At 47.3% G+C, this 12740-nt stretch carries 7 protein-coding genes; 3 read left to right on the forward strand and 4 right to left on the reverse strand.

The window, feature by feature from the left end:
• Nucleotides 1–4: 4 nt before the first annotated feature.
• Nucleotides 5–3394: a VCBS repeat-containing protein gene (locus BUB19_RS19800; protein WP_245802911.1), complete on the reverse strand. Its 3390-nt coding sequence runs from the start codon at nt 3392–3394 to the stop codon at nt 5–7.
• 169 nt (nt 3395–3563) lie between these two features.
• Here BUB19_RS19800 and BUB19_RS19805 point away from each other — a divergent pair, with 169 nt between their 5' ends.
• The gene (locus tag BUB19_RS19805) at nt 3564–5078 is read left to right on the forward strand and encodes a hypothetical protein (protein ID WP_073097091.1); all 1515 of its coding nucleotides are present in this window, start codon (nt 3564–3566) and stop codon (nt 5076–5078) included.
• Nucleotides 5079–5132: 54 nt separating this feature from the next.
• Here the strand turns inward: BUB19_RS19805 and BUB19_RS19810 are convergent, their stop codons facing one another.
• From BUB19_RS19810 to BUB19_RS19820, 3 genes are all read right to left on the reverse strand, one after another.
• A complete protein-coding gene (locus BUB19_RS19810; protein WP_073097092.1) occupies nt 5133–6737 on the reverse strand; it encodes a SusD/RagB family nutrient-binding outer membrane lipoprotein in 1605 nt (534 codons plus the stop codon).
• 20 nt (nt 6738–6757) lie between these two features.
• Nucleotides 6758–9982: a SusC/RagA family TonB-linked outer membrane protein gene (locus tag BUB19_RS19815; protein ID WP_073097094.1), complete on the reverse strand. Its 3225-nt coding sequence runs from the start codon at nt 9980–9982 to the stop codon at nt 6758–6760.
• A 620-nt stretch (nt 9983–10602) separates the two neighbouring features.
• Nucleotides 10603–11190 carry a DUF6992 family protein gene (locus BUB19_RS19820; protein ID WP_073097095.1) on the reverse strand — a complete coding sequence of 196 codons (588 nt, stop codon included), beginning with the start codon at nt 11188–11190 and terminating at the stop codon, nt 10603–10605.
• 470 nt (nt 11191–11660) lie between these two features.
• Here BUB19_RS19820 and BUB19_RS19830 point away from each other — a divergent pair, with 470 nt between their 5' ends.
• On the forward strand, nt 11661–12344 hold the full coding sequence (locus tag BUB19_RS19830) for a YggS family pyridoxal phosphate-dependent enzyme (RefSeq protein ID WP_073097098.1): 684 nt from the start codon (nt 11661–11663) through the stop codon (nt 12342–12344).
• A 4-nt stretch (nt 12345–12348) separates the two neighbouring features.
• Entirely contained in the window at nt 12349–12738 is a 390-nt protein-coding gene (locus tag BUB19_RS19835) for a DUF423 domain-containing protein (protein WP_394333890.1), read from the forward strand.
• The last annotated feature ends 2 nt before the right edge of the window (nt 12739–12740 follow it).

The raw sequence follows: 12740 nt of genomic DNA on the forward strand, positions 1-12740 counted from the left end.
TTTATTAATCCTGACTGGAAAGGTTTTTCAAGGGTTTTTCTTCCAGGCTGCGGTTGAGCAGGTAGGCAGAAACTCCCTGATTATTGATTCCTACGAGAAGCACTTTGAGATAGGACAAATTGATCACTTCCATTGATTTCACATCTCCATTAAAGGCAAGTCCGGAATCGGGCGTGCTTACATAAGTAAATGCTCCTGAACCGTTTCCCCTGAATAGCTGACCAAAATTGGCATCCATCACTCCCAACCTCAGGCGTGTGGTATTCTGGTTGCCGCCAAGGATAAAATCCAGATTGCCGTCATCATCATAATCCAACACCGATATCGCTCCGGCAGGCGCATATTGGGCCTCCACCGGCAATTCACGCGGCACGAATTTCCCTTCCTTGTTTTCCAGATATATCGTTTTCAACTCATTGACCAGTAACTTGTCGGCTGCCGCTAACTGCTCTTCAGACAGGATATCTTCAATTCTTGCAGTTGAAAAAGAGGCATAATCTGTAAATACGCTACGCATACCATACATCTGATCCAATAGTTCGTCCCTACTCATAAAAGGATACGATTCTCCCATGATGTAGTGGTTCAATATAGGGTCTACCGATCCGTTGCCATCAAAATCTCCATACACCAGCGTCAAAGGTTCCTGCTCAGAAGCGCTCAATTGGCTGTTCAGACCGAAATTACCGACAAGTAAATCCAGGTCTCCATCCCTGTCGAAATCTGCTGCTTTTATTACGGACCATTTGCCTTTCAACTCCCGGTCAAAGTAATTTGCTGTCGCATTCTCAAAGCCACGTCCCTCCCGATTGAGGAAAACACTTACAGGCATCCAGTCGCCGACCAGTAGCAGGTCATCCCAGCCATCCTCATTCAAATCCATAACCTCCGCATCGGTGATCATTCCAATTTCATCAAGGCCCGGAAAAAGTGTTGGGCTTTTATTTTCAAATTGCCCCTTTCCATTATTTTGCAGGACATAGGATGCTGCAGCCTTTGGATATTGGCCCGGCACGGCCCTCCCGCCGACAAACAGGTCCAGGTCACCATCTCTATCTATGTCCATGGCTTTCACCACCGATCCGCTGCTGTAAATTTCTGGCAGCGATGAAACATCTTTTACAAAATTCCCTCCTCCCTGATTGATGTAAAGCCTGTCCTGTAGTTCGGGCGAGTCCCGGTCAAAATCGTGGTAACCTCCACTTACCAGGTAAAGGTCCGGCAATCCATCCCCATTCGCATCGAAAAATAATGCGTCGGTAGTAGCAAATTTACTGTCTTCTTCGAGGTTCAGACCCTGAGATTCAACGAATTTACCGTTGGACACCTGAAAAAACAACTTACCTGGCCGGTCCTCTGCACCGCCTACAAAGACATCTGTAAACCCATTATTATTTACATCCGCTACCGCCAGCACAGGCCCGGTAGGAGACAGCATGTGGCTCAGCAATGGCTGTCGTTTGAAATCGTTGTAGCCGGGTTCCAAATGTTCGTAATTAAAAGGTGGTACTATGGGCGTAAACGCTGCTTGCTCAGTCCTTTCCACCCCATCAGTGGTCCTCATGGCTTCATCCTCTCGCAACGCCAACAAGCGGTTGACCTTTATGTCCCTGATCCACTGTTCTTTGCCTGAAGGCCATCGGATGTGCAGCGAATCTACCATTGGGGCCTGCCCCAGGCCTACATGTAGCTTATGGCTCACAGAAGATTGAAATCCTCTGGAGGGTTGCTGTTCGAAATACTGCTTTTGTCCGTCGACATAGACGGTGATTTTTGCCCCTATCCCAGAAGTATTCATTCCCTGCCCCCGCAGCCTTAACTGCAGGAAATTTGCCATTTCCCCACCCCCTGTGAGTTTATTTCTGAAAATGCCGGCCGCTGCATTGAGATGGTTTACTACCAGGTCCAGCGAACCATCATTATCCAGGTCCGCATAAGCCGCTCCGTTGGAAAATGCGGGTTCCCCAAAGCCCCAGGCTGCAGACATGTCTTTAAACCTGGTGCCGGCTTCATTTTTATAGATGTAGTCATGGACCGGGGTAGACTCCATGCTGGTCACCAGGTGAAGGGTGTCAGCCTTTTCGCCGTCTCTTGCTTTGCTGAAGTAGTAATCGCCTTTGTATTTAAGAAAATCCCGGTTCGTATAATCCCGGTAGTAGCCGTTGCTGACGAACAGGTCCTTCCATCCGTCGTTGTCAAAGTCTGCAAAAAATGCGGCCCAACTCCAGTCCGTATTTGAAATACCTGCCAACTGTCCTACTTCACTGAAAAATCCGGATCCCTGATTCACATGAAGCATGTTCCGCATGTTTTGATGGTAAAACCCTTCCATCACCATCAGCGCATATTGCTCGTAATTTTCAGGTCCGTACAGCAATTTTTGCCGCCTATTGTCCTCAGGAAGCATATCCAATGTAAAGAGATCCGATAGACCGTCATTGTTGATATCACTGATATCTGAGCCCATGGAAAAATAAGAGATGTGTTGTAAATAATCCGTAAGCCTTTCGGAAAAGGTACCGTCACCGTTGTTGATGTACAGATAGTCTGGTTCAATGTAATCGTTGGAGACATACAGATCGGGATATCCGTTTCCGGTGATATCCGATACGGCAATGCCCAGACCGAAACCCATGGAATTGCCTTTGATGCCCGCCTGCTCGCTGATATCGCGAAAATATCCGTTGTCATTTCTAAATAGTTTATCTCCGGCAAACTCATTCCGGTCCTTCCGCTTGGCGTCAAAATCAATTTCGTTGATCACCTGCGTATTGTGGTTGAGCAGATACATGTCCAGATCCCCATCCAGGTCAAAATCGAAAAATAAAGCCTGTATGCTATTGGCCGGGTCTGCCAACCCGTATTTTTCGGCTGACTCCACAAAGGTGCCGTCAGTCTGGTTGATAAACAATTGATTTTTGCGATCCGAGGCAGCCCCCTTTCCCGAATAACAGACATAGATATCCAGGTAGCCATCTCCGTTGATATCGACCATGGTGGTACCTGTAGTCCAGGCATCTCGTCCCCCCACTCCGGCCGCCCGGGTAATGTCCTTAAATTTGAAATCCCCCAGATTCTGATACAACCGGTTGGAGCTCATATTCCCGGTAAAAAAAAGGTCATCCAATCCATCATTGTTGATGTCACCTATAGCCACCCCTCCACCGTTGTAGAAATATTCGTAGGTAAGGATATTGGAAAATTCATCCTCTCTGAGGTTATTCTGAAATTTGACACCTGTTTTTCGGGGAGGCAACTTTTCAAAACCCTGGGGCAAAGCCTGCCAGACAGGCAACAATACCAGCAAACAGATCTTAAACAAATGTGTGTATACGGGCAGCATATTCAATTGTTTGTGCAAGTTCAAGGCACCTGAGCCTTTGACTTTTTCCATTTTGTTCAAGTAAATCTACATTTTTCCGGCCGGTAACACAATAGTCAATAAAATAGTCTGTCTACTTTTCATTATACTTTCTTTTACCGGAAACAATTGTCTCTGGTAAAAATTAAAATCCCAGATAATAAGTATATTGAAAGAAATTGTCAATACAGCCTTCTCATAAATGAAAATACCGGTCGCTTTTAAATCCATTCTTTTTTGCCTGCTGCCTGGTCTGGTTTTTTTGACCAGTGCCTGCCAGAAAAAAGAAAAAAGCACACTTGTCTGGGAATCCAGCTTTCCGATCATTGGGTCTCAGTCGTCTCCCCGTTCTGTCGACCTGAACGGAGATGGTCTGTTGGATTTTGTAATGGGTGCCGGAAAGAACGAGTTTGAATACAGCGAATATGGAATATTGGCTATCAATGGGGCCGATGGCCAACTGCTATGGCATGCAGAAACGATGGATCAGGTCTATGGAGCTGCCACCTTTCATGATGTCAATGGAGATGAAATAGCAGACATCTTTATTGGCGGCAGAGGTCCGCATTTAAAGGGCATCGACGGTAGATCCGGAGCGTTGATCTGGGCCTATGACAGCAGCAAATATCTGGACCACCCTGTCCTGAAACACGCGCGGTTTAATTTTAACAGCAGTGTTCTCCTCCCAGATCAAAATGGGAACGGAATGCCGGAATTGCTGATCACCAATGGTGGTAATGCCAAAGCAGCTCCATTCGAAACGCAAGAACGCTACCCGGGAATTCTGATGGTCGTCGATACTTTCTCCGGAGAAGTTATCGCTGCAGACAGCATGCCTGACGGGCAAGAAACCTACATGTCTCCGGTTTTTTTGCCGGATGGGGAAAACAATAGTCCGATGGTCATCTTCGGAACGGGCGGAGAAACCCTATCCGGAAGCCTGTATATCGCAAAATTGGAAGACTTGATGAATAATGACCTTTCCGATGCCAGGGTGCTGGTCTCTGAAAAGGATCACGGCTTTATCGCATCACCGGTGCTGGCGGATCTCGACCGGGACGGAAAGCTGGACATCATCACGATTTCCCATGCAAGCACCATTTCGGCCATTTCAGGCGAATCGTATGAGCTATTCTGGCAGGTACAGCTACCAGGAACGGAAAGCAGCAATACCTTTGCCGTAGGTCAGTTTACCGATGACGAAGTACCCGATCTTTTTACTTTTGTCAGCAAGGGTGTGTGGCCCCAAAATACCGGTTCCATTCAGGTGCTTATAGATGGACATACCGGCACCATACTCAAAAGAAAAGAATTGGGTTGTACCGGATTCTCCTCACCGATTGCCTACGACCTTAATAAAGATGGTACAGATGAGGTGATTTTCAGCATCAATGAATATGATTGCAGCCGGGCCATTGATGACAAATCTGCCTTCATCATTGAAAATAAGCTGCTGCTAATGGATTTCAAATCAGATGAAATCCATACGCTGGATCAGTCCCGGGGCTTTAAAAATATTTTTTCCAGTCCCTGGCTGGGAGATATTGATGGAGATGGTTTTCTGGATTTGGTACATGCCCAATATTTCAGCCACAGCGACATACTTTCCTTTCTTGGCATGAGGGTAAAACGAATTGATCTCCCTATCCGAATGGGGAGGGATCCGGTTTGGGGAGCCTTTATGGGGTCAGAAGGGAATGGGATTTATCCAAAATAAAGGGGCACCTGGAAAGGCACCCCTAATGTTTACAATAAGTTTAATTTAGGTCCATCAATCGGCCGTATCCCACCATACCCTCGTAAGGAAGATATCTGGCAGGGTAGCCCCAGCCTGAAAGTTCTCGTTTGTAGCCGCCTCTGCCGCGGGATACCTGAGCTTTCTCATGATCTGACCCTGAGTTACATTTCCAGGATAATTGGTAGGTGTCAGTTGAGGATAACCGGTTCTTCTCCAGTCGGACCAGGCGTCCCACCAGTTGAAAAACTTGCTTACCCACATTTGTTCGCCAATCATCTCAAGTGCCGGCTTATCAGCCCCATAGGGGTGTCTTGCCAGATAGGCGCTTACCTCCGCATCAGAGACAGTAAGTGACTCGTCAAATGGCGTATACATCTGCATGGCGCCCTTCACGCCTTCGTTATAGTGCTGCTCAGCAGTACCTGAAATCCCTGAGCCTATACCGCGTTCCAGTGCCTCAGCCTGCAAGAAGGCCGACTCAGCAAAATTCATCAGCATATATGGACTATCTCGCTGCAGCATCAGGTAGTTGATTCTGGAGTAGGTAGATACCTGGTCTACAGGACCTCCTTCGATCTCTTCCAGCCCGGCGGCATCATACCCGTTTGGCATACCTTTTTGCTCCAGCGGATTGGTGTTGATAGGCGTCCAGGAAACGGCAGACCAGTCTGCTATGCCTCCACTAATGATCATCAGCCGGGGGTCCACCTCATCAGCGGTAGTGGCGCCAGCCTTCAGCCATTCTACCATGGTGTCACTCAAATAGCTGGGTTGTCCACCATCACCGGGATAAAATGCCCTGGAAATGCCATTCTGGTTGATCCAAAGGCTGGGTCCTTCTGACATGGGTACCCAGGCATTGTCCTCATTGCTCTGCATAACCCCACCGGCAATGGCTTTGGTTACGTACTCATCTGCCAACTGCGGAGCTACATCAGACACCCTCATGGCCAGTCGCAACATCAGGGAGTAGCCAAAACGCTTCCACTTCGCTATATCTCCGTCAAAAATGATATCTGCTCTGGCAAAACCATCGTCCGGGTTGGACGTGCTGATGGCTGCAGTGGCTTCCTCCAGCTCCTGGAGGAGGTGAGGATAGATTTCAGACTGGGGATCGTATTCCGGAAAGAAAACACCTTCCATACCCTGTAAGGCGTCAAAGTAAGGTATATTGCCATAGAAATCTGTCAGCCTGTGGAAATTCAATACCCGCATGATCCTGGCGGCATTTCGGGTATTGATTTTATTCCCCTCATCATAGCCACCCGGACCGGTCTGACGGATCACTTCAGAGATGTTCTTCAATGCATCGCCATAGAAAAACTCAAAAGGGGCATTGTTGGACTCGAAGTTTTCCTGGTACTTGTCCCCCGGCGCAATGCCTCCACCGGCGTTGGCCAGGTGTTGGATCAGGTAGGCGGTCATGCCTATATTGGTTCGCCAGTCGATGTAGCGGTTGTCTCCTGCCGAACCTCCTGAAGCAGAGCCGAGCTGGGCTGCAGTAAACATGAAATTGAGATCAATTTCGTTTACTGCCTGTGGATTGATATTCAAATCGTGCAAATCTTCGGTATCACAAGCGGTCAAAGAAATGCAGATTGCCAAACCAAAAAAGAGAAATCTGTTTATTATTTTCATGGTAATTTTTCCTTTAGTGATTAAAACGTCGCCCTAACATTGAATCCAAATGTCCTGGTCTGTGGCATACCAAAGTAATCCAGTCCCTGACCGTTACCTGATGAATAGCCTGATTCAGGATCAATGTTTTCTACATTCTTCCAGAGTATAGATAGGTTTCTGCCGACGAAAGATATGTTCAGGTTGGTGAACGGCGTATTACTCAGAATACTTCTCGGAAAATTGTACCCAAAGGTCACCTGCCTCAGCTTGGCAAAAGAACCATCGTAGACAAAGAAATCCTGCACCCTGTTGCCCATCTGGTTCCAGTAATTGTTGGCCTCTCCGGGAGACAGCGTCTTGGTAAATGACTCATAAATGGGATCTCCATCGGCATCCGTACCCGACTGTATTACACCAGACACTGTAAGTGGCTCTTCTCCTGCACGACCCTGAAGGGTCTGCTTGTGAAGCCCCCATTGGGTAAGCCTGACATTGGTTCCGGAATACAAGTCGCCTCCAATTCTGAAATCGACCAGTGCAGACAGATTAAATCCCTTGAAGGTAATGCTGTTGTTCACCCCTCCGGTCCAATCCGGGATGCCATTTCCGATGACCTCCATCTGATCCGATTGTACCGGTGCACCGTTCTCTTCAAATACAGGCTGTCCGTCCGGAGATTTCTTCTGTACCCATCCTGCAAGCACGCCAAACGGATAACCGGTACGGTGCTGCACGAATACGGTTCTCGTTCTGGGCTCCTCCACATTAAGTATACTGCTGCCTTCTATGAGTGAGATCACCTCATTTCTGTTTCTGGCTACGTTGAACGAAATGTCCCAGTTGAAACTATTGGTTCTTACAGGGGAGCCGGTAAGCAGAACTTCTATGCCTCTGTTTTCCATTTCACCCAGATTGACCAGGGTAGAGCCAAAGCCGGAAGCCCTGGAAACCTGTGCATTCAACTGGTCATCGGTACTGCGCTGACGATAATAGGTGAAGTCCAGTCCCAACCTGTTCTGGAAAAACCGAACATCAAAACCCATTTCAATCTCTGTAGATAATAGGGGTTTTAAAAATCTATTGGGAATGGTGCCTGCATTGCCTCCTGCAGTAGCAAATGAGGCCATCGCTACCTGATTTCCGCCAAAGTCGATTGCCGGTGCTCCCAAGAGAGAATATACATTTTGTATTTGATAGGGACCTACGGTAGAGTTACCCACCCTGGCCCAGGAACCTCTGATTTTACCGAAACTAAGCCAAACGGGCAATTCCGTCAGGGCATCTGAAAACACAAAACTTCCGCCTAAAGAAGGGTAGGTAATATCATTGAACTGTGGATCCAGTACAGAGAACCAATCTGTTCTTCCCGTTGCGGTAAGAAAAATTATGTTCTTGTAGCTGACCTCCGCTGAGCCAAAAACAGAATTGATCCCCCAGCCGGAGTACCCATAACCAAAGTTTCGGGTCACTGTATTGTTGATCGCATGGAAGAAAGGAACGTTGAATCCCTGACCGTTGGCTGAAATGGTCTCATCTTCCCTTCTCATCCTGTTGGCACCGACAAAGGCATTCAATGCAAAATCGCCAAACTGCCGGTCATAGCCCAGCATGGCTTCCAGGTTGATTTCATTCACCCTTCGCTCGCTTTCGCTCATACTGCCATTTCTGTCATAGCCGGTTCCCTGAGGGGTCAAAGTGGTACCTCTTCTGGTAAACCAGTCCATTCCCGCCCTTCCTGATAGGTACAGGTGATCAGTGATATCATACCGCAGGGATCCTGAAGTGATGATCCTGTCTCTGGTATCGTCGATCGACAGTTGATAGGTAGAAAAATAAGGGTTTTGTCCCCAGGGATTGTTTGTCATCAGGTATTCCTCCTGCTCGGCAAAACCCCAGGTGCTCAGCAAGTCCGGATCTGTGCCTACCGGTATGGTACCCAATCGATTCGGATCTCCCTTACCCCACTCTACATTGACATTCGGCGGAAGGGCAAAAATGGACTGAAAGGCATTTCCCGGTGAATCCGATAACCTGGGTCTGTTTTTAGTTCTCTCATTAGAGTAGAGTACCTTGGCATCGAAGGTGAGTTTTTTGCCAAACTTACCATTGGTGGCTATGGACATATTCAATCGGTCAAAGCCAGCATTGGGAACCACAGAGGTACTCCTCATGTCTGTGGCATTGAATCGAAAGGTCTGGGCTTCGCTACCACCGGAAAGTGAAATACTGTTGGTGTAGGCAGCACCGGTTTCATAAAAGCGGTTCCAGTTGTCTCCTGCATAAACATAGGGGCGCTCTACTCCATCAAAATGCATGGAAGTACCTGTGCCCAATCGCTCTCCCCAGGCTTGCGTACCCCAGTCATAGCCCTGCCGTACGGTAGTAGGCCTTTCTGCGGCGCCGGTTATCTGATCGCCCTGGAATCTTCCCGATCCGAATTCTGTCTGCAGATCGGTTTGATTGTTGATTCGCTCGAATACCACATTGGAGTTTACCTCTACTCCGATTCCCCGCTGTGCGGTCCCCCTTTTGGTGGTAATCAATATGACGCCGTTTGCAGCTCTGGATCCATAAAGGGCTGCAGCACTGGCACCTTTCAATACGGACATGGACTCAATGTCATCCGGATTGACGCTTGTCATCCCATCACCCTGGTCAGCGCCCCCCCAGACACCCGCCTGGCCAAAGTTAGTGTTGTCCATCGGAATACCATCAATGACGTAGAGCGGTTGATTGCCTCCCTGCAGCGATGTATTGCCCCTGATGATGACCCTGGATGAGCCTGCGGGTCCGGATGCTACATTGCTGACGTTCACTCCGGCCACCCTACCTGCCAACTGGTTGGCTATATTGTTTTCGCGGGCCTGAGTAAACTCCTCTCCTCCTACTTCTGTAATCGAATACTGCAAGGCCCTCACATTTCTTTCAATGCCAAGTGCAGTAACAACCACTTCAGATAATTCCTCAGCATCCTCGGCGAGGATGACGTTTATCGTATTGCGATTGCCGACTGTCTGCTCAACAGTCTCAAATCCCAGATAGGAAAACACAAGCACTGTCTCTGATCCAGGAACATTCAGGCTGTAATTCCCATCCACATCTGTGGCCGTACCGGTAGATGTCCCCTTGATCAATACCGAAACGCCCGGAAGGGGCAAACCATCGGCCTGACCGGTAACCTTTCCGGTGACGGTTTGTGCCAAAACACTGCCACTCAAAGTGGTCAGCATTAAAAGGCAGACAATAAGTAATAGGTTTTTCATAAAACGGATAATTTTGGATTTAACATGACTATTGCCCCAACCTCTGATCACCCCTGTTTACACCAATGGTCATGACTATCTGGAGACAAGCTGCCATGCAGAACAAAATATATTTTGCTCCTCTCTTCTCCCAACTCATAGGATTGGTTTTTACAATTGATAAACGGTCAATAAGGGCAATATTTATCAGAAATGTAAAATAATATAAGAAATAAAAAAAGAATTGAAGTGAATATTTTTTCGTTCAAAAATTACATGATTGGCCAAACAAAAGCGGATAAACGTATTTTACCAGTAAACCGAAGATATATTGCTTAAGAGTACAAGAGACCCAATTAAAAAACAACCTGATTCAGAAACCCAGTGAAAACATCCAATAAAATATAAAATTAAAATAAATTTTATGCTTAAAAGCTTACCTGAAAATGGTATCGCCTGGATTTAAACACCTAAAAACTGCATTCACTATCCAAGCCAAGCGGTCGAAAAATCCGGCGCATTAAATTCGGGACCGCATGTGAAGGGCATGCCGCCTGGTAGGTAGTGCTCAGAATGGTGACGTTTATTCGAAAAGCTGCCCGCCGGCGCAATCAAATCAGTGGTCTAAAGCTCCGTTGGAGTCAAAACCCGACCCTGAAACTTACTCCGCTGGCGCCAATATTTACCTTGTCCATCCATGGTTTAAATGAAGCCCGGTTCTTAGCCTGAAGGGAATACAGAATACCGTCAAATACCAACAGGAAAGCACCCTGTAGCACTATGGAATTCCCAAAACCGATCCATTGCTCTTTTTGACGGGCACGGCCCCTTTCTTTTAGGTACAGTCCGCCAGCCATGTATCCCAAATCCAAGGCGGCGTTGAACAACAAAATTTTTTCCGTTTTGTGCTGTGCTTCCAGGCTTTTCCACAGACTTTTATTTGTTTCCTGCCCTCTGGCGTTAAAATAACCCAGTCCGGCAATAGCCAGATTTACCGAATTCCAATACAGATTCATCTGGTGAAATCCTTTCTCCGATCCGCCGGACCGCGACGCTCCTATTCCTCCCCACACCATGTTTCCCAGTGCCCATGAGCCGAGCACCAGCATGCCACGGCTTTCGAGCCGTTTTTTATTTTCATTAATTTCGGGAATAGTGTACCTATTTTGAGCCTTACAGAAAATAGAAGTAAACATTCCCGCCAATACAAATAAGGTTTTTAATTTCATTGTTTTATTTTTTCCGGATGATTTACCAGCCTCACCAGGCTTCTGAATTTTAGCAATGTGAGGATCGGTAAATCATAAACGTTCAGGAGTGGAAAATTGGTTGGCCGGTTTTCGTCATTAATATTGCATAAAACAGCTAAAATAGAGCCAAACCCGTATTTTCTTCACCCCCTACGGCTTTACTATCCGTGGTTTTCAATGCTTTGCCCCTCAGGGCGCTGAATTCATCAACGTTCCTATGCAGGTTACCGACCGAATCAAGTACTACACTTCGGCTTACCTGCAACGGAGGAGAGGTGGCCCCGCATGCAATGCTGCAGCATATTTTTGAATCCCATCTCATCCGGGTTGAAAATAACCCGATCTTTATTAGAACCACTCATAGATGAAAAGGTTTATAAGTAGCAATGTACCCGATATACCTATATCTTTGTTTTTGAAATCACAAAACGCTGGGAAAAAAAGTCGACATGCCAAACACAAACATCAGGGACAATATCAAACAAACCCTAAGCACATTTATGCGTCAGGATTGCCGTCTCATCGCTGTGAGCAAAACCAAGCCTGTATCGGCAATTGAGGAGGCATACGCTGCCGGCATAAGGGATTTTGGTGAAAATAAGGTGCAGGAGCTGACGGATAAGGCAGTACAATTGCCTGAAGACATTCGCTGGCACATGATAGGCCACCTGCAGCGAAACAAGGTAAAATATATCGCTCCGTTTGTACACCTCATCCAAAGCGTGGATTCGCTTCGTCTGCTAAAACAGATCGATAAGGAGGGAAAAAAGATTGGCAGGGTGATTTCCTGCCTGCTTCAGGTTCACATCGCCAAAGAAGAAAGCAAATATGGCTGGGACGAAACGGAATTGACCGATTTTCTTTTTGGAGAAGAAGTCAGAGAGATGAAAAATATTCAGGTCGAGGGGCTGATGGGAATGGCCACCAATACTGAGGACCAACAAACCATACGGAACGAATTCAGGGCTTTAGCCCATTTGTTCGAGCGACTGAAACAGGAGCCGCTTCCTGACCAGGTGAAGATGAATGAACTGTCTATGGGCATGAGCGGAGATTACCCCATCGCCCAGGAAGAGGGCAGCACGATGGTAAGAATCGGTAGCGCCATTTTCGGCGCCCGGAACTATAGCTAGAAAAATGATGAAAACAGAACTAATAATACGCATTGCAGCTTTATTCGGTGTATTGGCTGTCATTTTTGGTGCTTTTGGCGCACATGCCCTCGAAAACATGCTGGTTGAAACCGGGAGGCTGGATACCTATGAGACCGCCGTAAGTTATCATTTTTACCATACACTCGCACTCCTGGCAGTGGCTTTGCTTGGCCGATTGTATCCGGAAAACAGTCGATTGTTCACAAGCGCCTGGTTTTTTATTGCCGGGATACTTATTTTTTCCGGTAGCCTGTACACCCTTTGCCTGAGCGATGTCAGTTGGCTGGGCGCCATCACGCCAATCGGCGGGCTGGCCTTTATCCTGGGTTGGATGATTTTGTTGGTTAGTTTTGGAAAAAGAAACCCTTCGTAATA

Source organism: Cyclobacterium lianum, from assembly GCF_900143075.1.
GTDB classification, from domain to species: domain Bacteria; phylum Bacteroidota; class Bacteroidia; order Cytophagales; family Cyclobacteriaceae; genus Cyclobacterium; species Cyclobacterium lianum.

Bases quoted from the DNA above. Each gene is read 5' to 3' on its own strand.
- BUB19_RS19810 (WP_073097092.1), bottom strand. From the start codon at position 6,737: ATGAAAATAATAAACAGATTTCTCTTTTTTGGTTTGGCAATCTGCATT.
- BUB19_RS19800 (WP_245802911.1), bottom strand. From the start codon at position 3,394: ATGGAAAAAGTCAAAGGCTCAGGTGCCTTGAACTTGCACAAACAATTG.
- BUB19_RS19835 (WP_394333890.1), top strand. From the start codon at position 12,349: ATGATGAAAACAGAACTAATAATACGCATTGCAGCTTTATTCGGTGTA.
- BUB19_RS19815 (WP_073097094.1), bottom strand. From the start codon at position 9,982: ATGAAAAACCTATTACTTATTGTCTGCCTTTTAATGCTGACCACTTTG.
- BUB19_RS19830 (WP_073097098.1), top strand. From the start codon at position 11,661: ATGCCAAACACAAACATCAGGGACAATATCAAACAAACCCTAAGCACA.
- BUB19_RS19820 (WP_073097095.1), bottom strand. From the start codon at position 11,190: ATGAAATTAAAAACCTTATTTGTATTGGCGGGAATGTTTACTTCTATT.
- BUB19_RS19805 (WP_073097091.1), top strand. From the start codon at position 3,564: ATGAAAATACCGGTCGCTTTTAAATCCATTCTTTTTTGCCTGCTGCCT.